Raw genomic sequence first — 21696 nt, forward strand, 5'->3', positions numbered from 1 at the left:
GACCCGGATGCGGCTACGCTCGTGGCATGGCCGGCCGCTTCGATCCCCTGACCCGTGCCGCCGTGCGCGGCGGACGGACCGGTGTGCCCGCCGCGCGGCAGGCTGCCGCGGCGGCCGGCGGGGCGCTCAGCCGGGTCTGGGATCCCGGCGGGCCGCTCGATCCGGGGCTGACGCTCGGGCCGCTGCGGCGGGGGCCCGGGGATCCGACCTTCAGGATCGGCGAGGACGGGTCCGTGTGGCGCACGACGCGGACCCCGCAGGGGCCCGCGACGCTGAGGGTGTCCGCCGACCGCAGCGCCGGGCGGGTGAAGGGCGAGGCATGGGGGCCCGGGGCCGGGTGGGTGCTCGATGCGCTTCCCGCGCTGCTGGGTGCCGGTGACGATCCGGGCGTGTTCGTACCGCGCCACCGGCTGGTGCACGAGAGCCACCGGAGGCGGCCCGGTCTGCGGCTGACCCGCACGGGGCTCGTGCTCGAGGTGCTCGTGCCGACGGTGCTGGAGCAGAAGGTCACCGCGGACGAGGCCTACCGGTCATGGCGGCGGCTCGTACGGGCGCACGGCGAAGCCGCACCCGGGCCCGACCTCGGGCTGTGCGTCGTGCCGGATGCGCGGACGTGGGCGATGGTGCCGTCGTGGGAGTGGCACCGGGCCGGGGTCGACGGGAAGCGGTCGGCGACGATCGTGCGGGCCGCGCGCGTCGCGGCCCGGCTGGAGGAGGCGGCGGCCATGCCGCCAGGCGAGGCGGCCGCGCGGCTGGAGGCCGTGCCCGGCATCGGGCCGTGGACCTCCGCCGAGACGCTGCAGCGCAGCAACGGCGATCCCGACGCCGTGACCACCGGCGATCTCCATCTGCCCGGGATCATCGGGTACGCGCTCGCCGGGAACCGGGACGCCGACGATGCGGTGATGCTGGAGCTGCTCGCCCCGTACGCGGGGCAGCGGCACCGGGCCGCCCGGCTGGTGCTGCTCGCCGGGCGGACCCCGCCGCGGCGGGCGCCGCGGATGTACCGGAGCGACATCTCGCTGATCTAGTGCCGTGACCGCGAAGGGTCAGCGCCCGCGGTGCTAACGCACCTCGATGAACTCGTCCGGGATGCGCTCCGGGCGGGGCCGCGCGGGTTCGGCGGGGCGGCCGATCGCCACCGCGCCCATGGGGTCCCAGGAGTCCGGGAGGGCCAGGACCTTGCGGACCACGTCGCGGCAGAACATCGTCGAGGACACCCATGCCGAGCCCAGGCGCTCGGCCGCGAGGGTGACGAGGAAGTTCTGCACGCCCGCGCCCGTGGCGACGACGAACATCTCCCGCTCGGCCGCGTCGCGGCGGGCGTGGCCGTAGTGGTGGGCGCCGTCGGTGACCATGCACGGGACGGCCAGGTACGGGGCGTTGCGCAGGACGTCGCCCCGGCGGACGCGGCGGGCGATGGACTCCTCCGACCTGCCGTCGCGGCGCAGGTCGGCGATCCACGCGTCGCGCATCGCGTCCAGGAGCTCCAGGCGGGCCGTCCGCGATTCGAGGAGGACGAAGCGCCAGGGGGTGGTGTGGTGCGGTGCCGGGGCGGTGAGGGCGGCGGCGACGGCGCGGCGGACCGCGGCCGGGTCCACCGGGTCGTCCGTGAAGGCGCGGACCGTGCGGCGCTGGGTCACGGCCTGCCGTACGGCCTCGGAGGTGCCCAGGCGGAACATGTCGTCCTCGGCGGGGCGGACCAGCCGGGCTGCCGTGGCGTCGCCGCCGACCAGGTGGGACAGGCCGCGGACCACGGCCACCGGCCGGTTGGCGGCCTTGCCCTTGACCAGGTCCCCGGCCGCGGCCAGCTCGTCGGCTGTGGCGACGACCGTCGCGGTGAGCGGGTTGCCGTGGGTGTCCGTGCTGCCGCGGAGGTCGTCCAGGACGCGCACGCCCGCGGAGCCGACGGCGATGTCCGTCAGGCCGGTGCGCCACGGGCGGCCCGAGGTGTCGGTGATGACGACGCCCACGTCGACGGAGAGCAGGCGGGCCAGGCCCGTGCGGATCGCGGCGGCCGAGGCGTCCGGGTCCTCGGGGAGGAGGAGGACCGTGTCGGGGGCGGTGTTGGAGGCGTCCACGCCGGCCGCCGCCATGACCAGGCCCTGGCGGTTCTGCACGATGCGCAGGGCGCCGCGGCGGGCGACGACGCGCACGGTCTCGGCGTCGATCGCCTGCTCGCGGGAGGCCGCCCGGACGATGCGGCCCTCGGACTTGGAGACGATCTTCGAGGTGACGAGGAGGATGTCGCCGTCGCGGAGGTCCGGGGCGCTCGCGGCGATCAGACGGGCCAGGTCGTCGCCCGGGCTGACCTCCGGGATGCCGGGGACGGCGCGGACCTCGTACGCGGTCACCGGGCGGCCTCGGCCAGGGACAGGGCCTCGCGGGCCATCGCCGCCGTGGCCTCGGTGCCGGTCATCATCAGGGGGACGGCGCGGCAGGCGATCCCGGCGGCCTCGACCTCGGCGACGGCGTCGGCGTCGGCGGTGTCGACGAGCCAGCCGTCGAGGAGGTCCGCGCCGTAGTGGCGGGCGACGGCCGCGGCGGTGGACTCCACGCCGACGGCGGCGAGGACCTTGTCGGCCATGCCGCGGACCGGGGCGCCGCCGACGATCGGGGAGAGGCCGACGACCGGGGCGGCGGCGCCGGCCACGGCTTCGCGGATGCCGGGGACGGCGAGGATCGTGCCGATCGAGACGACCGGGTTGGAGGGCGGGAGGAGGATCACGTCGGCGGAGGCCAGGGCCTCCAGGACGCCGGGAGCGGGCTTGGCCTGCTCGGCGCCGACGGGCACGACGGCCTCCGCGGCCAGGGATGCGCGCAGGCGCACCCAGTACTCCTGGAAGTGGACGACGCGGCGTTCGCCGTTCTCGGTGACGGCGACGTGGGTCTCGACGCGGTCGTCCGACATGGGCAGGAGGCGGACCCCCGGCTGCCAGCGGTCGCAGAGCGCCTCGGTGACCGCGCTGAGCGGGTAGCCGGCGGCGAGCATCTGCGTACGGACGATGTGCGTGGCGAAGTCGCGGTCGCCGAGCCCGAACCAGGTCGGGCCGACGCCGTACGCCGCGAGCTCCTCCTTGAGGGTGAACGACTCGTCGGCGCGGCCCCAGCCCTGGTCCTCGTTGATGCCGCCGCCGAGGGTGTACATCACGGTGTCGAGGTCGGGGCACACCTTGAGCCCGAACAGGTGGATGTCGTCACCGGTGTTGCCGATGACCGTGATCTCCGCCGCGGGGGCCGCGGACTTCAGCCCGCGGAGGAAGCGGGCGCCGCCGATGCCGCCGGCCAGAACAACAATGCGCATGCAGCGAAGTCTGACAGGCGTCAGACGCGGACGGCCTCCGGGTGGGCCGGGTGGCAGTTGTGCATCGGCATGGCCTGGAGGCCGGGGAAGTAGACGTGCAGGCTGACCGCGCCTTCGAGGGTGTCGTTGACGACCTCGTGGGCGTAGCCCGGGGCGAAGACGCGCTGCGAGCCCGCGCCGAGGGTGAGGCTGCCGCGGGTGCTGTGCTCGGTGAGCCCGCCCTCCAGCACCGTCCAGACGCCGGACGACGGGCCGTGGTCGTGGAAGCCGCTGCCCTGGCCCGGAACCCAGCTGAGCAGCCACACCTCGTAGCCGGTCGGGGAGCCGGGGGAGGGGGCGACGGAGCGCAGGCGGTGGTACCAGCGGGTCGTGGCGTCGTAGCGGACCAGGTGCTCCCAGCTCGCGCGGTCGGCGGCGATGGAGCGGGCCAGGCCGGCGAACTCGGCGACGGTGGCGGGGTGTTCGCGGGCCGGCTGGAGCAGGTGCGGTACGGAGAGGATGTCGCCGGCGATCTGGAGGTCGCTCTCGATGACGGCAGGGGCGGCGGCGGAATCGCGCATCAGGGGGTCCTAGACGGGTGTCAGTGGGCGGTCGCTGGGGCGGGGGCCTGGAAGGAGCAGCGCTCCTGGGGCATCAACAGCCGCAACAGCAACAGCGAACCTGGGCAGCGCGCAGGAACCCACGAATGGGGGTCCGGAAGGCGGCTGCGGTCACTGACATGGGGACAAGGAGACCGGCTGCGGGGCCGGACTGTCAACCCAATGCCCGGTTTGGTCGAAAAGTTTCAACTGATCCGGTTAACCGAGGCGGAGAAAGGTTTGTGCAGACAGATGCAGGGCACACCGCGTGCCGAGAAACCGTCTCGCGCCACCTCAAACTTATGTGGCCAACTCGTGATCGGAATGTGATCTGCGCCGCTTCTGTGGCCGGATCGCAACCGCCGCCGGGGGGTCCGCGTATGTCAGGGGTGGGTGTGGGTGGAGTGGCACTCGTGGCAACTGTCACGATTTTTGGCGATATCAACACTTTCTGCATAGCCTTGGTTCCGCAGAGTGAATAAGGGCCCCAATAGCAGACCCCGGCTTGACTGCGCTGGAGCCCCCCACTTGTAATTTCACTCGTGTCGTTACGTAGCGATGAGTGACGACGGCCACGGGGATGCACAGACAGAGCGAGGGGCGCACATGACCGAGCTGTTTCAGGAACTGCTGGTCGAGGAAGCGGACGAAGAGCTCGGATGGCAGGAGCGCGCGCTGTGCGCCCAGACCGACCCCGAGTCCTTCTTCCCCGAGAAGGGCGGCTCCACCCGAGAGGCCAAGAAGGTCTGCCTGGCCTGCGAAGTCCGGTCCGAATGCCTTGAGTACGCCCTCGCCAACGACGAGCGGTTCGGCATCTGGGGCGGCCTCTCCGAGCGCGAGCGCCGCCGCCTGAAGAAGGCCGCCGTCTGAGCCGCCCCGCAGCGGCCCCGGGCCCCCGCCCCGACCCCGTCCGGACCCCGGCCCGGCGTCACGTTGGGTGACGGCCCCCCGCCGCCAGCACACCACCGGTCCGCCTCCTGCAACTTCCCGCAGGAGGCGGACCGCTGTGTTCCGAGCCGTTAGTGTGGGGCGCTGTCCAGCAGCCTCCGAGGGCGCGCGCCCGCGGACCTCCCTCCGGCCGAGCCCGGCGGGACACCCAGGCCGGAGGGCCAGTAGAGCGATGTCCCTGCACAGCCAGCCGACGGCCTCCCACCAGGCCGCCGCCACGCCCCAGTTCCCCCGGCACGTCGTCACCGCGGTCCTCGTCGCCCACGACGGCGCCCGCTGGCTGCCCCGGACCCTCGCCGGCCTCCTCGGCCAGGAACGCCCCGCGCAGAACCACATCGCCGCCGACACCGGAAGCTCCGACGACTCCGCCCGCCTCCTCGCCGAGGCCCTCGGCGACGACCGCGTCCTCCACCTCGCCCGCCGCACCGGATTCGGCACCGCCGTCGACGAAGCCGCCCGCAGCGCCGGCACCCCCTCCCTCGACGACCTCCCCTACCTCAGGCGCCCCAGCGGCTGGGACCCCGTCAGCCGCACCTGGCGCGACGACGCCTACGACCTCCCCGAACTCCCGCACGGCGAGCCCGTCCAATGGCTCTGGCTGCTCCACGACGACAGCGCCCCCGAGCCCGACGCCCTCACCGAACTCCTCCGCGTCGCCGACGAGAACCCCGACGCCGCCGTCATCGGCCCCAAGCTCCGCGGCTGGTACGACAACCGGCAGCTCCTCGAAGCCGGCGTCACCATCGCCCGCAGCGGCCGCCGCTGGACCGGCCTCGACCGCCGCGAACAGGACCAGGGCCAGCACGACCAGGTCCGCTCCGTCCTCTCCGTCTCCACCGCCGGCATGCTCGTACGCCGCGACGTCTACGACGGCCTCGGCGGCTTCGACCGCCGCCTGCCCCTCATGCGCGACGACGTCGACCTGTGCTGGCGCGCCCACAGCGCCGGCCACGGCGTCCTCGTCGCCCCCGACGCCGTCCTGCGCCACGCCGAGGCCGCCTCCCGCGAACGCCGCACCGTCGACTGCGCCGGCCGCACCGCGCTCGGACCCCACCGCGTCGACAAGGCCGGCGCCGTCCACACCCTCCTCGCCAACTGCTCCGGCGCCGCCCTGCCGTACGTCCTGCTCCGCCTGGTCGCCGGCACCGTGCTGCGCACCCTCGGCTACCTCGTCGGCAAGGCGCCCGGCCAGGCCGTCGACGAACTCACCGGCCTCCTCGCCACCCTCCTGCGCCCCGGCCGCCTCCTCGCCGCCCGCCGCAGCCGCGGCCGCCCCGCCGTGCCCGCCAAGGAGCTCCGGCCCCTCTTCCCGCCCCCCGGCGCGACCCTGCGCGCCGGCGTGGAGCAGCTCGCCGCCCACTTCACCGACGGCCGCGACACCGACAGCCCCGCCGCCGGCCGCCACGGCGCCGCCGCCGGCCCCGACGACGCCGCAGGCCTCGCGCCGGAGCGGTTCGCCCGCCTCAGGCGGATCGCCCGCAACCCCGCCCCCCTCCTCCTCGCCCTCCTCGCCGCCGTCTCCCTCGTCGCCTGCCGCGGCCTCCTCGGCAGCGGCTCCCTCATGGGCGGCGCCCTCCTGCCCGCCCCCGACAGCGGCCTCGACCTGTGGCGCCGCTACACCGAGGACTGGCAGCCCGCCGGCACCGGCTCCACCGCCGGCGCACCCCCCTACCTCGCCCTCCTCGGCGCCCTCGCCACCCTGCTCCTCGGCTCCTCCGACGCCGCCCTGACCCTCCTCCTCGCCGGCTCCGTCCCGCTCGCCGGACTCACCGCGTACGCCGCCTCCCGGCCCCTCGTCGCCTCCCGCCTGCTGCGCGCCTGGGCCGCCGCCGCCTACGCCCTCCTCCCCGCCGTCACCGGAGCGCTCGCCGGGGGCCGCCTCGGCACCGCCGTCCTCGCCGTCCTCCTCCCGCTCCTCGCCCGCTCCGCCGTCTCCGCCTTCGGCCTCACCGCCCCCGCCGGAGCCGGGCAGCGCGGCCCCTGGCGCGCCGCGTGGACACTGGCCCTCCTGATGACCGCGGCCGCCGCCTTCGCCCCCGTCGTGTGGCTGCCCGCCGCCGTCCTCGGCCTGGCCGCGGTGGCCGTGCACCGCGCCGAACGGAAGGCGTACGCCCTGCGGCTGCTCGCCGTCCTCGCCGTGCCCGTCGCCGCCCTCGCCCCCTGGTCGCTCACCCTCCTCGCCCACCCCGGACGGCTCCTCGACGAGGCCGGACTGCCCGGCCCCGCCGGCGCCGCCACCGCCCTCGGCCTCCTCGGCGCCGACCCCGGCGGCCCCAAGGCCGGCGGCGGACTGCTCCTCGCCGGCGCCCTCCTGGCCGCCCTCGCCGCCCTGGCCCGCGCCGACCGGCGCACCGCCGTCCGCGCCGCCTGGGCCGCCGCCCTGACCGGGCTCGCCCTGGCCGTCCTCCTGAACCGCACCGGCTGGGCCGGACCCGCCACCCTCCTGTACGGGCTCGGCGTCCTCGCGGCCGCCGCCGTCGGCGCCGAAGGGGCCCGGGAGCGCGTCGCCGCCAGCAGCTTCGGCTGGCGCCAGCCGGCCGCCGCACTGGTCGCCCTCGCGGCCGCCGCCGGACCGCTCCTCGCCGCGGCCGCCTGGGCCGCCGGCGGAGCCGCCGGACCGCTGGAACGCCGCGATCCCGTCCAGGTCCCCGCGTTCGTCGCCGAGGACGCCGGCACCCGCGACCGGGCCCGCACCCTCGTCCTCGGCGGCACCCCCGCCCGGGTCTCCTACAGCCTCGTCCGCGGTTCCGGCGCCACCCTCGGCGACGCCGAGACCGCCCCCGCCGGCGGCAGCACCCGCCTGGACAAGGCCGTCGCCGGACTCGTCGCCGGCTCCGGCGCCGACCAGACCGACCAGCTCGGCGACTTCGCCGTCCGCTACGTCCTCCTCCGCGACGACGCCCCGCAGGAGATGCGCAAGGTCCTCGACGCCACCCCCGGCCTCAGCCGCATGAGCCGGCTGGACGGCAGCGCCCTGTGGCGCGTCGACCGCCAGGTCGCCCGCGCCGTCATCATCCCCGCCAAGCCCGGGGAGGCCCCCGTCCCCGTCGCCTCGGGCCCCGTCGAGATCCACACCCGGATCCCCGCCGGGGAGGACGGCCGCGTCCTGCGCATCGCCGACCGGGCCGCCCCCGGCTGGAAGGCCTCCCTCGACGGCAAACCCCTGAAGGCCGAGACCGTCGACGGCTGGGCGCAGGGCTTCGCCCTGCCCGCCGCCGGCGGCCGCCTCGACCTCGTCCACGAGGACGCCCTGCCGCGGACCGCCTGGCACGCGGCCCAGGCGCTGCTCGCCGCCGTCCTCCTCGTCATGGCCCTGCCCGGCCGCCGCGCCCGCCTCGACGACGACCTCCCCGACGAGGGCGCCGACACCCCCGAGCAGGCCGCGCCCGCCGGGGCTCCCGAGGGCCGGCGCGCCCGCCGGCTCCGCGCCGGCGCCGGTGCCGCGGCCGCCCCGGAGCCGTCCCCGGCGGAGCCCGAGGGCGCCGTCGCGGACCCGTACGCCGGGATCCCCGCGCAGCCCGCGTACGGGGAGGAGGCCTACGCGTACCAGGAGTACGGGGGGCAGCCGTACGACCCGTACCGGCAGGGCACGTACCCGGACCAGGGATACCCGGAGCAGGGATACCCGGAGCAGGCGTACGCCGAGCCGGGCCATGCGGACCAGGCGTACCCCGAGGCGTACACGGAGCCCGGGCAGCCGTACGTGCCTGCGCAGCACACCGGCCACGACCCCTACACGGCGCAGCCGTACGACCCCCGGGCGTACGGCCACCCGGACCCGCAGCAGCAGCCCCCGTACGACCCGGCCCCGTACGACCCGCAGCCGTACGCCGACCCGTACGACGACCCCCACGGCCGGCAGCACCACCCGCGCCCCGACGGGAGCCACCAGAAGTGAAGCACCGCGCCCCCCTGACACTGGCGGCCGCCGCCGCTGCCCTCGCCGCCCTCGCCGGCGCCGCCCACCTCCTCGCGCCCGCCGCCCCCGCCGACGGCGCCCCGGCGGCCCAGGCCGCACGGATGCCGGTGGAGCGCTCCGTCCTGGTGTGCCCGGCGCCCAGCTCCTCGGACATCGCGGAGACCGTGTACACGGCGATCACGCCCGCCGCGCCCGGCGCCTCCGGCCGGGGCACCGCCCGCCTCCTCGGCGCCACCAAGGAGGCCAAGCCGGTCCTGGAGCTCAGGGAGCCCGGCAGGCCGGCCGGGGCGAGCGCCTCCGGGGCCGAGGCGCCGGCGCTGGCCGGCGCCGCCGACGGCGTCCTCGCACCGGGCTGGACGGCGCAGCAGACGACCAAGGTGTCCGTCGGGCGGGCGCGCGGGCTGCTCGGCGCCGCCTGCACCGCGCCGGGCACCGACTTCTGGTTCCCGGGGGTGAGCACGGCCAAGGGCCGCGAGGACTACGTGCACCTGACCAACCCGGACGACACCGCGGCCGTGGTCGACATCAAGCTGTTCGGTCCGGACGGCCCCGTCAAGGCGGACGTCGGCACCAACGAGAACATCCGCATCGACCCCCGCTCCAGCAAGGCGGTCTCGCTGGCCACCCTCGCCCCCGGCGCGCAGCTCGCGGACGCCGCGGCCCGGGTGACGACCCGCGCCGGCCGCGTCGGCGCGTCCGTGCAGGCCGGAGAGGAGGGCGTCGGCGCGGACTGGCTGCCTGCCGCCGCCGAACCGGCGCCGTCACTGGTGCTGCCCGGAATCCCGGCGGACGCCGCCTCCGTCAAGCTCGTCGTCTTCGCGCCCGGCGAGGAGGACGCCGACCTGGCGCTGCGCCTGGCCGGCCCGAACGGCTCGATCAGCCCGGCCGGCAGCGAGCGGCTGCACGTCAAGGCCGGCACGGCCGCGAGCGCCGACCTGAAGGACCTCACCCGCGGAGAGGCGGGCTCGCTGCTGCTGGCCCCCGCCGTGGACGGCAAGCCCGTACCGGTGGTGGCGGCGCTGCGCGTGGTCCGCGGCAGCGGCGCCAGGCAGGAGCTGGCGTTCGTCCCGGCGGCCGCGCCGGTGGGCGCGCGGGCGACCGCCGCCGACAACCGGGCCGGGGACGGGGCGGGCGTGCTGTCGCTGACGGCGGTCGGCGCGGACGCGAAGGTGAGGGTCACGGCGTCGCCGGGGACCGAGGGCGGCGAGCCGGCCGTGCAGGAGGTCACCGTCCGGGCGGGCACCACGCAGGCGCTGCCCTCCCCGGCGCCGGCCGGGCTGAAGGGTGCGTACGCCCTCACCGTGGAGACGCTCTCCGGGGGCCCGGTGTACGCGTCGCGCATGCTGGCGCTGCCGCACGAGGGCATCCCGATGTTCACCGTCCAGGCGCTGTCCGACGACCGCGGCACGGTCCCCGTGCCGCAGGCGCGCCAGGACCTGTCCGTCCTGACCCGCTAGCGCCCGTGCGGTCGCATCAGTCCTGGCCGCATCAGTCCTGATCAGTCCTGGCCGTAGCGGGGGTCGACCGTCTCCGGGGTCAGCCCCAGCAGCTCCGCGACCTGCTCCACCACGATCTCGTGCACCAGCAGGGCCCGCTCGTCGCGGGTCTTCGACCGGATCTCCACCGGCCGCCGGAAGACGATGATCCGCGGCGGCCGGCCCGTCCCCGGCGACTCCGCGAGCGCCCCGAGCGGCACCGCCTCGTCGTTCCAGCCGGTCTCCGGCCCGCCCGGCGGCCCGGGCACGTCCGCGACGACGAACTCCACGTCCGCCAGCTGCGGCCAGCGCCGCTCCAGCCGGTCGACGGACTCGCGCACCAGGTCGCCGAAGAGCTCCGCCCGGCTCGCCGCCAGCGGCACCTGCGGCGGGGCCACCGGCCCGCGCATGCCCCGCCCGTGCCGGTCGCGGCGGCGCGGCCGCGGCTCGGCGGGCAGGTCGGCGGGGCGGGGCTCGCTGGGTGGCACAGGGCTGTCGGTCACCCCCCGAGCGTAGCCCGCAAAGGGCCCCCCACCGGGGCGTTTCCGACCCTGCCGGGCCCCGCCCGGGGGACGACACGGGGGAGTGACCTGCGGGAGAGTCGTCGCGGCCCGGTCAAGAGTGCGGTACCGTCCAACGTCGTGAGCCCTGTACGTCGCTGTTCTCGCACCGCGTGCGGCCGCCCTGCCGTCGCGACACTGACGTACGTCTACGCCGATTCGACCGCAGTCCTCGGCCCGCTCGCCACATACGCCGAACCCCACTGCTACGACCTGTGCGCCGAGCACTCCGAGCGCCTGACCGCCCCCCGCGGCTGGGACGTGGTGCGCCTGACCGACGGGTCGGCGCCGTCCCGCCCGAGCGGCGACGACCTGGAGGCCCTGGCCAACGCCGTGCGCGAGGCGGCCCGCCCGCACGACCGCGCGGCCGAGGGCGGCGGCGGACCGGCCAAGGGCGGCTCCCGGTCGGCCGGCGAGACGCGGCGCGGGCACCTGCGGGTGCTGCGGTCCCCGGACTCCTGACCGGCCCGGACCCCTGAAGGCCCCGCCGAACCGCACGGTAGGTTGGCTCCACCGCACAGGAGCTTCAGGAGGGGCAGCAGTGGCCGCAGATCTTTCGAACATCGTCAAGGCGTACGACGTACGGGGCGTCGTGCCGGACGAGTGGGACGAGGCGCTGGCCGAGCTGTTCGGTGCCGCCTTCGTCGAGGTCACCGGCGCCACCGCGATCGTCGTCGGCCACGACATGCGGCCCTCCTCGCCCGGCCTGTCGGCGGCCTTCGCGCGCGGCGCCGCCGCCCGCGGCACCGACGTCACCCTGATCGGCCTGTGCTCCACCGACCAGCTGTACTACGCCTCCGGCAAGCTCGACCTGCCCGGCGCGATGTTCACCGCCTCCCACAACCCGGCCCGCTACAACGGCATCAAGCTGTGCCGCGCCGGCGCCGCCCCCGTCGGCCGGGACACCGGCCTCGCGGACATCCGCGCGCTCGCCGAGAAGTGGTCCGAGCACGGCCTGCCGGCCGCACCCGAGGGCACCACCCCGGGCACCGTCACCGCACAGGACACCCTCGTCGGCTACGCCGAGCACCTGAAGTCCCTGGTGGACCTCACCTGCATCCGCCCCCTGAAGGTCGTCGTCGACGCCGGCAACGGCATGGGCGGCCACACCGTGCCGACCGTCTTCGACGGGCTGCCGCTGGAGCTCGTCCCCATGTACTTCGAGCTCGACGGCACCTTCCCGAACCACGAGGCCAACCCCCTCGACCCGAAGAACATCGTCGACCTCCGGGAACGCGTGAAGGCCGAGGGCGCCGACCTCGGGCTGGCCTTCGACGGGGACGCCGACCGCTGCTTCGTCGTCGACGAGCGCGGCGAGGGCGTCTCGCCCTCCGCCGTCACCGCCCTCGTCGCCGCCCGCGAACTCGCCCGCAACGGCGGCACCGGCACCGTGATCCACAACCTGATCACCTCCTGGTCCGTCCCCGAGGTCGTCCGCGAGAACGGCGGAACTCCCGTCCGCACCCGCGTCGGCCACTCCTTCATCAAGGAGGAGATGGCCCGCTCCGGCGCCATCTTCGGCGGCGAGCACTCGGCGCACTACTACTTCAAGGACTTCTGGAACGCCGACACCGGCATGCTCGCCGCCCTCCACGTCCTCGCCGCCCTCGGCGGCCAGGAGGGCCCGCTCTCCGAGCTCGTCGCCTCCTACGACCGCTACACCGGCTCCGGCGAGATCAACTCCACCGTCGCCGACCAGGCCGGCCGCCTCGCCGCCGTCAAGGCCGCCTACGCCGCCGCCGACGGCGTCACCCTCGACGAGCTCGACGGCCTGACCGCCACCGCCGCCGACTGGTGGTTCAACCTGCGGCCGTCCAACACCGAGCCGCTGCTCCGCCTCAACGTCGAGGCCCGCGACCCCGAGACCCTCGCCCGCGTCCGCGACGAGGTCCTCGCCCTGGTCCGCGCGTAGCGCCCACCCGCCCCGCCGGTACCGCCGGGCCGCGCGCGACGCGGCCCGGCGGTACGCTGACCTCGCCCAATCCGCATGTCCGAAGGGAAGCCCCCATGCCGCTCGAAGCCGGCCTTCTGGAGATCCTCGCCTGCCCCGCCTGCCACTCGCCCCTGGAGGACAAGTCGGCCGACGAGACGGCTCCCGAGCTGATCTGCACCGGCCGGGACTGCGGCCTCGCCTACCCGGTCCGCGACGGCATCCCGGTCCTCCTCGTCGACGAGGCCCGCCGCCCCGCCTGAGCCCCGCCCCGGCCCCGCCGCCCACGGCCGGCCGGCCCAGCGGCCCCCCAGGCCCGCAGACCACGCCGCAGGCCGTACGCCGTACAGGGCGCCCGCCGCAGCGCCGGGCGCCCGAGCACCCGAGTCGCCCGCCCTATCGACCCAGCCGGAGGCCGCCATGCTCGACGAGACGCTCCTCGACGCACCCGAGGAGCTCGCCCGCGCCGACCGCCGCGGCCTGCTCCGCGGCGCAGCCGAGGCCGGCGCCAGGGTCCGCACCGCCGCCCGGCACTCCGCCGAGGCCGGCCTCGGCGAACTCCGCCCGGACGGCCGCCCCCGCGCCGTCCTCATCGCAGGCCCCGGAACCGCCGCCTCCGGCGTCGCCGACCTGCTCGGCGCCCTCGCCGCACCCTCCGCCCCGGTCATCCGCCTGCACCCCACCGGCGTCGCCCAGGCCCCCGGCGCCCTGCGCTGGGCCCTGCCGGGCTGGGCCGGCCCCGTCGACCTGCTGCTCCTCGCCACCACCGACGGCACCGAGCCCAGCCTCGCCGTCCTCGCCGAGCAGGCGTACCGCCGCGGCTGCACCGTCGTCGCCGTCGCCCCCGAGCGGTCCCCGCTCGGCGAGGCCGTCGCCGGCGCCCACGGACTCCTCGTACCGATGGCCAACGCCCCCTACCAGGAGTACGACGAGTCCGCTGCCGCAGCCGGACCCGGCGCCCTGTGGGCCCTGCTGACCCCGCTGCTGCTGCTCCTCGACAAGGTCGGCCTGGTCACCGCCCCGCCCGAGGCCCTCCAGCGCGTCGCCGACCGCCTCGACCGCACCGCCGAGCGCTGCGGCCCCGCCATCGCCACCTACTCCAACCCGGCCAAGACGCTCGCCGCCGAACTCGCCGACGCCCTCCCGCTCATCTGGAGCGAAGGCGCCGGCGCCGCCCCGGCCGGCCGCCGCTTCGCCGCCACCCTCGCCGAACTCGCCGGCCGCCCCGCGCTCGCGGCCGACCTCCCCGAGGCGCTCCCCGCCCACGGCGTCCTGCTCTCCGGGGCGTTCGCCGCCGGTGCCGACCCCGACGACTTCTTCCGCGACCGCGTCGACGAGCCCGGTGCCCTGCGCGCCCGCGTCGTCCTGCTGCGCGACCGGCCCGCCGGCGGCCTCTCCGCCGCCCCCGCCGCGCGCGAACTGGCCCTCAGCCACGACACGGCCATCAGCGAGATCGAACCCGAGGAGGGCGGAGAGCTGGAACAACTCGCCGAACTCCTCGCCGTCACGGACTTCGCGACCGCCTACCTGTCCCTGGCCACCAGGGGACACGGGTGAGCACGCAACCGCGCCGGCTCCGTCCTTCCCGGGAAGACGCACGCAGATGGACCGCCTGACCAACACGATCCGCCCCTACGCCTGGGGATCGCCCACCGCGATCCCCGGCCTCCTCGGCGTGCAGCCGACCGGCGAACCCCAGGCCGAACTGTGGATGGGCGCCCACCCCGGCGCCCCCTCCCGCCTGGACCGCGGCGCCGGCGAGACCACCCTCGCGGACGTCATCGCCGCCGACCCCGAACGGGAGCTCGGCGCCGCGGCCGTCGCCCGGTTCGGGCCCCGCCTGCCCTTCCTCTTCAAGATCCTCGCCGCCGGCGCGCCCCTCTCCCTCCAGGTCCACCCCGACCTGGAGCAGGCCCGCGCCGGATACGCGGAGGAGGAGCGGCTCGGCATCCCCGCCGACGCCCCCCACCGCAACTACAAGGACCCCAACCACAAGCCGGAGATGGTCTGCGCCATCACCGCCTTCGAGGGGCTGTGCGGCTTCCGCCCGCCCCGGGAGGCCGCCGCACTGCTGGACGGCCTGAAGGTCGACTCCCTCACGCCGTACGTCGACCTGCTCCGCGCCCACCCCGAGGACGCGGCCCTGCGGGAGATGCTGACCGCCGTCCTGACCGCCGACCGCGCGGAGACGGCCCGTACGGTCGCCGAGGCCGCGGCCGCCGCCGAACGCCTCGGCGGCCCCTACACCCCGTACGCCACCCTCGCCCACCACTTCCCCGGCGACCCCGGCGTCATCGCGGCCATGCTCCTCAACCACGTCAAACTCCAGCCCGGCGAGGCCATGTTCCTCGGCGCCGGAGTCCCGCACGCCTACCTCGACGGCCTCGGCGTCGAACTCCTCGCCAACTCCGACAACGTCCTGCGCGCCGGACTCACCCCCAAACACGTGGACGTGCCCGAACTCCTGCGGATCGTCCGCTTCGACCCCGGCGACCCGGCGCTGCTGCGCCCCGAGGACGGCGACGAGGAGGTCTACGACACCCCCACCGACGAGTTCCGCCTCTCCCGCCTCGCCCTCGCCCCCGGCGCCGCGCCCCACCGCCTGCCGGCCGGCGCCCCGCAGATCCTGCTGTGCACCGCGGGCCGCCCCACCGCCGGCGAACTGGCCCTGGCGCCAGGCGAGTCGGTGTTCGTCCCGGCCGACGAGTCCGTCGAACTGTCCGGCCCCGGCACCGTCTTCCGCGCCACCGTCGTCCTCTGAGGCCGGGGCCGGCCGCGGCGGCTGCAAGAATGTGCGGCCGTAGCGCGGCGCCCCGGCCAGGGCCGCCGTACCGAGGAAGGGACAACCAGCACCCATGAGCGCGTCGGGCGGAACCAAGGCGATCGTGGCGGCACTCTCCGCCAACCTCGCCATTGCCGCAGCCAAGTTCGTGGCCTTCGTCTTCAGTGGCTCGTCGTCGATGCTCGCCGAGAGCGTCCACTCGCTGGCGGACTCCGGCAACCAGGGGCTGCTGCTCCTCGGCGGCAAGAAGGCCAAGCGCGAGGCCACCGCGGAACACCCCTTCGGGTACGGGCGGGAGCGCTACATCTACGCGTTCCTCGTCTCGATCGTGCTCTTCACCGTCGGCGGCATGTTCGCCATCTACGAGGGCTACGAGAAGATCAAGCACCCGCACGAGATCGAGGCCTGGTACTGGCCCGTCGGCGTCCTCGTCTTCGCGATCATCGCGGAGACCTTCTCCTTCCGCACCGCGATCAAGGAGTCGAACGAGGTGCGCGGCGGCCTGACCTGGCGCCAGTTCGTCAAGCGCGCCAAGGCGCCCGAACTGCCCGTCGTGCTGCTGGAGGACCTCGGCGCGCTCGTCGGCCTCGTCCTCGCCCTCGTCGGCGTCGGCCTCGCCCTCCTGACGGGCAACGGCGTCTGGGACGGCATCGGCACCCTCGCGATCGGCATCCTGCTCATCCTCATCGCGATCGTCCTGGCCGCCGAGACGAAGTCGCTGCTCCTCGGCGAGGCCGCCGGCATCGACGACATCGAGAAGATCAAGGCGGCCGTCGTCGACGGCGACAGCGTCACCCGCCTCATCCACATGCGCACCCTCCACCTCGGCCCCGAGGAGCTCCTCGTCGCCGCGAAGATCGCCGTCCGGCACGACGAGACCGCCGCCCGCGTCGCCGAGGCGATCGACGCCGCCGAGGCCCGCATCCGCGAGGCCGTCCCGATCGCCCGCGTGATCTACCTGGAGCCGGACATCTACAAGGCCGCCGAGGCAGCCGCCGGCGCGGACCCCCTCGCCAAGCCCGCCGGCTGACCGGCCCCCGGCACCGCCCGAACGCCCCTGCGACCCCCCGCGGGGGCGTTCCCGCACCCGCCCCCGGGCGGCCCGCGCACGCGGGCCCGTACGACCGCGGATTCCCGGGTGCACTGGGGCTCGCCCCCCGGCTCGGTGTAGATTCGTCATCAGTGTCAGGCGTCGCTGCTGATGGCGGTCGGGCGGTCCCGCGACCGGCCGAGGGGAGAGAGGGCCCCCGACGGACTGAGTGCCCGGTGCACCGCCTCCGGCGATGCGCGGCTCAGCCGTACCCACCTCTCGAACCATGAGGAGAGCAGCACCCATGGACTTCAAGGTCGCAGACCTTTCCCTTGCCGCCTTCGGCCGCAAGGAGATCACCCTGGCGGAGCACGAGATGCCGGGTCTGATGTCGATCCGCCGCGAGTACGCGGAGGCGCAGCCGCTGGCGGGCGCCCGCATCACCGGCTCGCTGCACATGACCGTGCAGACCGCCGTCCTGATCGAGACCCTGGTCGCGCTCGGCGCCGAGGTCCGCTGGGCCTCCTGCAACATCTTCTCCACCCAGGACCACGCGGCCGCCGCCATCGCCGTCGGCCCGAACGGCACCCCGGAGAACCCGCAGGGCGTCCCCGTCTTCGCCTGGAAGGGCGAGACGCTGGAGGAGTACTGGTGGTGCACGGAGCAGGCGCTGACCTGGCCGAACACCCCCACCGGCGGCCCGAACATGATCCTCGACGACGGTGGCGACGCCACCCTCCTCGTCCACAAGGGCGTCGAGTTCGAGAAGGCCGGCGCGGCCCCGGACCCGTCCACCGCGGACTCCGAGGAGTACGGCCACATCCTCACGCTGCTGAACCGCACCCTGGCCGAGTCCCCGCAGAAGTGGACGCAGCTGGCCTCCGACATCCGCGGTGTCACCGAGGAGACCACGACGGGCGTCCACCGCCTGTACGAGATGATGCAGGAAGGCACCCTGCTCTTCCCCGCCATCAACGTGAACGACGCCGTCACCAAGTCGAAGTTCGACAACAAGTACGGCTGCCGCCACTCCCTCATCGACGGCATCAACCGCGCCACCGACGTCCTCATCGGCGGCAAGACCGCCGTCGTCTGCGGCTACGGCGACGTCGGCAAGGGCTGCGCCGAGTCCCTCCGCGGCCAGGGCGCGCGCGTCATCGTCACCGAGATCGACCCCATCTGCGCCCTGCAGGCGGCGATGGACGGCTACCAGGTGACCACCCTGGACGAGGTCGTCGAGACCGCCGACATCTTCATCACGACGACCGGCAACAAGGACATCATCATGGCCTCGGACATGGCCAAGATGAAGCACCAGGCCATCGTCGGCAACATCGGCCACTTCGACAACGAGATCGACATGGCCGGCCTGGCGAAGATCGAGGGCATCGTCAAGGACGAGGTCAAGCCGCAGGTCCACACCTGGACCTTCCCCGACGGCAAGGTCCTCATCGTGCTGTCCGAGGGCCGCCTGCTGAACCTCGGCAACGCGACGGGCCACCCCTCCTTCGTCATGTCGAACTCCTTCGCGGACCAGACCCTGGCCCAGATCGAGCTCTTCACGAAGCCGGAGCAGTACCCGACCGACGTCTACACGCTGCCCAAGCACCTGGACGAGAAGGTCGCCCGCCTCCACCTCGACGCGCTCGGCGTCAAGCTGACGACGCTCCGCCCGGAGCAGGCCGCGTACATCGGCGTCCAGGTCGAGGGCCCGTACAAGCCGGACCACTACCGCTACTGATCCGCCGGGCGGGCCGGCGCCGCCGGCCCCTTCCGCGGAACCGCAGCACCGCTGCCCCGGCAGCACCGAGCCAGGCCCCCGGCACCCGTGCCGGGGGCCTGCCCCGTACGCACGCACAGCAAGGACCCCCCCGCCATGCCCCGCGGCCGCTACTCGCTCCACGACCCGCACGACCACGCCCTGCTCGGCGAGGAGCACTTCCACTGCGCCCCCGGCCCCTCCGGCTGGCGCTACGTCTCCCAGCTGACCGGCCCGGACGGCGGCCACCGCGGCTCCGTCGACCTCGCCGTCGACGAACTCGGCCGCCCCATCCGCGTGGAACTGGCCCTCGCCGGCTGGCAGGTCCGCGGCGCCGCCATCGACGGGGTGACCTGGGTCCGCTCCGACCCCGCCGGCGCCGAGGCCGCCGAGGGCAACGCCCCCGCCGCCGCGTTCACCGGCACGTCCCCGGCCTTCCTCGTCGCCACCGCACGCCTGCTCCGGCCGGCCGAGGGGGCCGCCGCGACCCGCGTCCGGCTCGTGGCGCTGACCGACCCCGTGCTGGCGCCGCGTACGGTCGACCAGGCCTGGCAGCTCGCCGGCAGCAGCGTCCACGACACCGACAGCGGGCCGCTCGTCGTCGACGAGTACCGGGTCACCGCCCTGGACACCGGCGAGGTCCACTCCGTGCACATCGCGGGCGACGTCGTCCTGTCCGCACCCGGCGTCGAACTGGAACACCTGGAGACGCCGCCGTCGGCCTTCCCGGCCTGACCGCCGGCGCAGGCGCGGGGGCCGCCGCCGGTCAGTACTCCTCGTCCGGGTAACCCCAGCGGATCTCGTGCGCGGCCGCGGGGGCCACACCGGCGACCGTCGCCGCGAACAGGCCCTCGAAGTGCGGCTGCCAGAGGTAGAAGCGGGTGATGCCGAGCGGGTGGTCCGACTCCCCGGAGACGAAGAACGCACCGGCGTCGTCCACGGACCAGCCGTGGCTGACCTGGTTCTCCAGCGACTCGTCGTACAGCAGCTCCTGCACGGCCCGGACGACGTCCTCGGCCTGCCGGCGGTCCGCGAGCCCGGTCACGGTGAAGGCGAGATCGATGTTGACTGACATGGCCGCAGCCTAGGCGCACCCCCCGACAGCCCTACCCGGGCGGGGCGAAGCCGGTGCCCCGCCCAGGGGCCGGCGGGGCGGGAGCCGGGGTGGCCGGGGCCGGGAGGCCGGCAGGCACAGGGGCCGCGTGCGTCCCGTACGTCCCGAACGGCGCGGGAGTCCCGTACGCCGGTGGCGGCGGGGCGGGGGCGTACGCACCGGCGCCCGCGCCCGGCACCGCGCCGGCCGCGGGCCCGAAGGCCCGCGCGGCGTCCCGCGACTGCCTCTCGTGCACGACCGCCATCAGGTACGCCGCCGCCGGAACCCCGGCCGGCACCGGCGCCCCCGTACGGGCCGCCAGGTCGTCTGCGAGCCGCGCCGCCATCGCCGCACCGACCTGCGGATCCAGCTGGCCCATCCGCGTCAGGTACTGGCGTACCGCCAGCCACAGCCCCTCCGGCACCGCAGACAGGTCCAGCCCCGTGAACCGCCCCGCCAGCCAGGGCGGCGGAGGCGGCACCGGCATCACCTGCTGCCGCGGCACCCGCTCCCGGACGACGAGCGTCCCCGCGAACACGTCCCCGACCCGCCGGCCCCGCTCCGACACCAGCGAGGCCGTGCACGCCACCGCCCCGAACGTCAGCAGCAGCTCCACGACCCCCATGGCCCCGCGCACCAGCGCGTGCCGGAACCGGATCGGCCCGCCGTCGTCCCGGACCACCCGCAGCCCGCAGGCCAGCTTGCCGAGGGACCGGCCCCCGCTGAGCGTCTCCACCGCGATCGGGACGCCGACCAGTCCCAGCACGAAACCCGACACCGCGACGGCCGCCTGCGCCGCCTCGTCCAGGGAGGCCGTCGCGAAGGCCAGCCCGACCGCGACGGCCACATAGCCCGACAGGTAGACGGCGATGTCCAGGCAGTAGGCGAGCCCCCGGCTCGGCAGCCGCGCGGGCCGCAGCCCCAGGACGACCGCGTCCCCCGTCACCAGATCGCTCACGCTGCGCACCCCTCTCCCCGGCCGGACCCGCCCCTCGGTGACCAGTCTGCCAAGCTGGCCGTGGAAGAAGTACGCCGGAGCAGGGGGAGCGGCAACCGGATGGATCTCGACGTCTTCGTCACGGCCCACCGCGCGGAGTGGGACCGCCTGGAACAGCTGCTCGGCCGCGGCCGCAGGCTCACCGGCGCGGAGGCGGACGAACTGGTCGCCCTGTACCAGCGGGCGTCCACCCACCTGTCGCTGATCCAGTCGAGCACGCCCGACGCGGTGCTGACGGGCCGGCTCACCCAGCTCGTCGCCCGGGCGCGCGCCACCGTCACCGGGACCCGGCGCGCGGGCTGGCGGGACGCCGCCCGCTTCTTCGCCTCCGCCTTCCCTGCCGCCGTCTACCTCAGCCGGCGCTGGTGGATCCCGACCGCGGTGCTGTCCACGCTGCTCGGGGTGCTGATCGGCTGGTGGGTCGCAATGAACCCGGAGGTGCAGGCGTCCATCGCCGCGCCGGAGGAGCTGCGGGCGATGACGGAGCCCGGCGGCGGGTACGAGGCGTACTACTCCAGCCACCCGGCGGCGTCGTTCGCGGCACAGGTGTGGACGAACAACGCCCAGGCGGCGGCGGTCTGCCTGGTCGCGGGCGCGTTCCTGGGGCTGCCGGTGCTGTGGATCCTCTTCCTCAACATGGCGAACCTGGGGGTGGGGCTCGGGCTGATGGCCTCCGCGGGCCGGCTCGACGTCTTCCTCGGCCTGATCCTGCCGCACGGCCTGCTCGAACTGACCGCGGTGTTCGTCGCCGCGGGCACCGGCCTGCGGCTGGGCTGGACGGTCATCGACCCCGGCCCGCGCACCCGCCGCGCCGCCCTCGCCGAACAGGGCCGGGCCGCGCTCGGCATGGCCGTCGGGCTCGCGGCGGTCCTGTTCGTATCCGGCCTGATCGAGGGTTTCGTGACCCCGTCCGGCCTGCCGACATGGGCGCGGATCACGATCGGCGTCGCCGCGGAGGCGGTGTTCCTGGCGTACGTGTACGTCCTCGGCGGCCGGGCGGCACGGGCCGGCGAGGTGGGCGACGTGGAGGCCGCGGACCGCACCGCGTCGCTGCCCACGGCGGCCTGATGTGCGTGCAGGGCCGGTCAGCTGCTAGTCTCCTCGTCGTCCCGGAACGGCCGTTGACACGGTCGCGACGGGGAGGTAGATTCGAACGGTTGCCTCGAACTGGACAGTTCGGCAGCAGCGGTTTAACATCTCTCTCGCCTCCGCAGGAATCGTGAATTCCACCGGAGTGCACTCGACTCGCCATCGGGAATCCGAAGCCGGTAAATCCGGTGGAAAACTTCTGATAGAGTCGGAACCGCCGGAAAGGGAAAGC

19 protein-coding genes are annotated in these 21696 nt (G+C 75.2%); 13 read left to right on the top strand and 6 right to left on the bottom strand.

The window, feature by feature from the left end:
- Positions 1 to 26 precede the first annotated feature (26 nt).
- Positions 27 to 1031: a DNA-3-methyladenine glycosylase family protein gene (locus tag MUK52_RS19480; RefSeq protein WP_114057790.1), complete on the top strand. Its 1005-nt coding sequence runs from the start codon at positions 27 to 29 to the stop codon at positions 1029 to 1031.
- A 33-nt stretch (positions 1032 to 1064) separates the two neighbouring features.
- Here the strand turns inward: MUK52_RS19480 and MUK52_RS19485 are convergent, their stop codons facing one another.
- From MUK52_RS19485 to MUK52_RS19495, 3 genes are read right to left on the bottom strand one after another with little or no spacing between them, the layout of a single operon-like run.
- Positions 1065 to 2354 carry a coenzyme F420-0:L-glutamate ligase gene (locus MUK52_RS19485; RefSeq protein WP_284578600.1) on the bottom strand — a complete coding sequence of 430 codons (1290 nt, stop codon included), beginning with the start codon at positions 2352 to 2354 and terminating at the stop codon, positions 1065 to 1067.
- Positions 2351 to 3304, bottom strand: coding sequence for a 2-phospho-L-lactate transferase (cofD, locus tag MUK52_RS19490; protein WP_114057788.1), 954 nt, complete (start codon positions 3302 to 3304; stop codon positions 2351 to 2353). The genes MUK52_RS19485 and cofD overlap by 4 nt, the downstream gene beginning before the upstream one ends.
- Before the next feature lie 20 nt (positions 3305 to 3324).
- Complete coding sequence (locus MUK52_RS19495) at positions 3325 to 3864, bottom strand: cysteine dioxygenase (protein ID WP_114057787.1); 540 nt, start codon at positions 3862 to 3864, stop codon at positions 3325 to 3327.
- 624 nt (positions 3865 to 4488) lie between these two features.
- On the opposite strand from MUK52_RS19495, the gene MUK52_RS19500 reads away from it, so the two are divergent.
- The 3 genes from MUK52_RS19500 (at position 4489) to MUK52_RS19510 (ending at position 10206) form a co-directional block, all read left to right on the top strand.
- Complete coding sequence (locus MUK52_RS19500; protein ID WP_003983763.1) at positions 4489 to 4752, top strand: WhiB family transcriptional regulator; 264 nt, start codon at positions 4489 to 4491, stop codon at positions 4750 to 4752.
- Between the two features lie 250 nt (positions 4753 to 5002).
- Positions 5003 to 8728: a glycosyltransferase gene (locus MUK52_RS19505; RefSeq protein ID WP_284578670.1), complete on the top strand. Its 3726-nt coding sequence runs from the start codon at positions 5003 to 5005 to the stop codon at positions 8726 to 8728.
- Entirely contained in the window at positions 8725 to 10206 is a 1482-nt protein-coding gene (locus MUK52_RS19510) for a DUF5719 family protein (protein WP_284578672.1), read from the top strand. The genes MUK52_RS19505 and MUK52_RS19510 overlap by 4 nt, the downstream gene beginning before the upstream one ends.
- 41 nt (positions 10207 to 10247) lie before the next feature.
- Here the strand turns inward: MUK52_RS19510 and MUK52_RS19515 are convergent, their stop codons facing one another.
- The gene (locus MUK52_RS19515) at positions 10248 to 10727 is read right to left on the bottom strand and encodes a metallopeptidase family protein (protein WP_390335827.1); all 480 of its coding nucleotides are present in this window, start codon (positions 10725 to 10727) and stop codon (positions 10248 to 10250) included.
- A gap of 138 nt (positions 10728 to 10865) precedes the next feature.
- Between MUK52_RS19515 and MUK52_RS19520 the strand changes: the two genes are divergently transcribed.
- The 8 genes from MUK52_RS19520 (at position 10866) to MUK52_RS19555 (ending at position 19020) form a co-directional block, all read left to right on the top strand.
- Entirely contained in the window at positions 10866 to 11246 is a 381-nt protein-coding gene (locus tag MUK52_RS19520) for a DUF3499 domain-containing protein (RefSeq protein ID WP_216827112.1), read from the top strand.
- 79 nt (positions 11247 to 11325) lie between these two features.
- Positions 11326 to 12696 carry a phosphomannomutase/phosphoglucomutase gene (locus tag MUK52_RS19525; protein WP_284578678.1) on the top strand — a complete coding sequence of 457 codons (1371 nt, stop codon included), beginning with the start codon at positions 11326 to 11328 and terminating at the stop codon, positions 12694 to 12696.
- Between the two features lie 95 nt (positions 12697 to 12791).
- On the top strand, positions 12792 to 12977 hold the full coding sequence (locus MUK52_RS19530) for a Trm112 family protein (protein ID WP_054222355.1): 186 nt from the start codon (positions 12792 to 12794) through the stop codon (positions 12975 to 12977).
- A 157-nt stretch (positions 12978 to 13134) separates the two neighbouring features.
- Positions 13135 to 14271 carry an SIS domain-containing protein gene (locus tag MUK52_RS19535; protein ID WP_114057781.1) on the top strand — a complete coding sequence of 379 codons (1137 nt, stop codon included), beginning with the start codon at positions 13135 to 13137 and terminating at the stop codon, positions 14269 to 14271.
- A 46-nt stretch (positions 14272 to 14317) separates the two neighbouring features.
- A complete protein-coding gene (gene manA / locus MUK52_RS19540) occupies positions 14318 to 15475 on the top strand; it encodes a mannose-6-phosphate isomerase, class I (RefSeq protein WP_284578683.1) in 1158 nt (385 codons plus the stop codon).
- A 94-nt stretch (positions 15476 to 15569) separates the two neighbouring features.
- Positions 15570 to 16526 (top strand): cation diffusion facilitator family transporter, encoded by a 957-nt coding sequence (locus MUK52_RS19545; protein WP_114057779.1) that lies wholly within the window; start codon positions 15570 to 15572, stop codon positions 16524 to 16526.
- 304 nt (positions 16527 to 16830) lie between these two features.
- On the top strand, positions 16831 to 18267 hold the full coding sequence (gene ahcY, locus MUK52_RS19550) for an adenosylhomocysteinase (protein ID WP_216827111.1): 1437 nt from the start codon (positions 16831 to 16833) through the stop codon (positions 18265 to 18267).
- Positions 18268 to 18402: 135 nt separating this feature from the next.
- Positions 18403 to 19020 carry a hypothetical protein gene (locus MUK52_RS19555; RefSeq protein ID WP_114057777.1) on the top strand — a complete coding sequence of 206 codons (618 nt, stop codon included), beginning with the start codon at positions 18403 to 18405 and terminating at the stop codon, positions 19018 to 19020.
- 31 nt (positions 19021 to 19051) lie between these two features.
- On the opposite strand, the gene MUK52_RS19560 is transcribed toward MUK52_RS19555, so the two are convergent.
- Both MUK52_RS19560 and MUK52_RS19565 read right to left on the bottom strand, forming a co-directional pair.
- On the bottom strand, positions 19052 to 19360 hold the full coding sequence (locus MUK52_RS19560) for a hypothetical protein (protein WP_284578689.1): 309 nt from the start codon (positions 19358 to 19360) through the stop codon (positions 19052 to 19054).
- A 31-nt stretch (positions 19361 to 19391) separates the two neighbouring features.
- Positions 19392 to 20336 (bottom strand): RDD family protein, encoded by a 945-nt coding sequence (locus tag MUK52_RS19565; RefSeq protein WP_174250470.1) that lies wholly within the window; start codon positions 20334 to 20336, stop codon positions 19392 to 19394.
- 99 nt (positions 20337 to 20435) lie between these two features.
- On the opposite strand from MUK52_RS19565, the gene MUK52_RS19570 reads away from it, so the two are divergent.
- Positions 20436 to 21443 (top strand): stage II sporulation protein M, encoded by a 1008-nt coding sequence (locus MUK52_RS19570; protein ID WP_284578692.1) that lies wholly within the window; start codon positions 20436 to 20438, stop codon positions 21441 to 21443.
- The last annotated feature ends 253 nt before the right edge of the window (positions 21444 to 21696 follow it).

Origin of the sequence: Streptomyces sp. 2P-4, assembly GCF_030167965.1 — a bacterium.
Lineage (GTDB): Bacteria > Actinomycetota > Actinomycetes > Streptomycetales > Streptomycetaceae > Streptomyces > Streptomyces globosus_A.

Coding starts and splice junctions, on each gene's coding strand:
- MUK52_RS19480 (WP_114057790.1), top strand. CDS start 27: ATGGCCGGCCGCTTCGATCCCCTGACCCGTGCCGCCGTGCGCGGCGGA.
- cofD (WP_114057788.1), bottom strand. CDS start 3,304: ATGCGCATTGTTGTTCTGGCCGGCGGCATCGGCGGCGCCCGCTTCCTC.
- MUK52_RS19495 (WP_114057787.1), bottom strand. CDS start 3,864: ATGCGCGATTCCGCCGCCGCCCCTGCCGTCATCGAGAGCGACCTCCAG.
- MUK52_RS19500 (WP_003983763.1), top strand. CDS start 4,489: ATGACCGAGCTGTTTCAGGAACTGCTGGTCGAGGAAGCGGACGAAGAG.
- MUK52_RS19505 (WP_284578670.1), top strand. CDS start 5,003: ATGTCCCTGCACAGCCAGCCGACGGCCTCCCACCAGGCCGCCGCCACG.
- MUK52_RS19530 (WP_054222355.1), top strand. CDS start 12,792: ATGCCGCTCGAAGCCGGCCTTCTGGAGATCCTCGCCTGCCCCGCCTGC.
- MUK52_RS19535 (WP_114057781.1), top strand. CDS start 13,135: ATGCTCGACGAGACGCTCCTCGACGCACCCGAGGAGCTCGCCCGCGCC.
- manA (WP_284578683.1), top strand. CDS start 14,318: ATGGACCGCCTGACCAACACGATCCGCCCCTACGCCTGGGGATCGCCC.
- MUK52_RS19545 (WP_114057779.1), top strand. CDS start 15,570: ATGAGCGCGTCGGGCGGAACCAAGGCGATCGTGGCGGCACTCTCCGCC.
- ahcY (WP_216827111.1), top strand. CDS start 16,831: ATGGACTTCAAGGTCGCAGACCTTTCCCTTGCCGCCTTCGGCCGCAAG.
- MUK52_RS19555 (WP_114057777.1), top strand. CDS start 18,403: ATGCCCCGCGGCCGCTACTCGCTCCACGACCCGCACGACCACGCCCTG.
- MUK52_RS19560 (WP_284578689.1), bottom strand. CDS start 19,360: ATGTCAGTCAACATCGATCTCGCCTTCACCGTGACCGGGCTCGCGGAC.
- MUK52_RS19570 (WP_284578692.1), top strand. CDS start 20,436: ATGGATCTCGACGTCTTCGTCACGGCCCACCGCGCGGAGTGGGACCGC.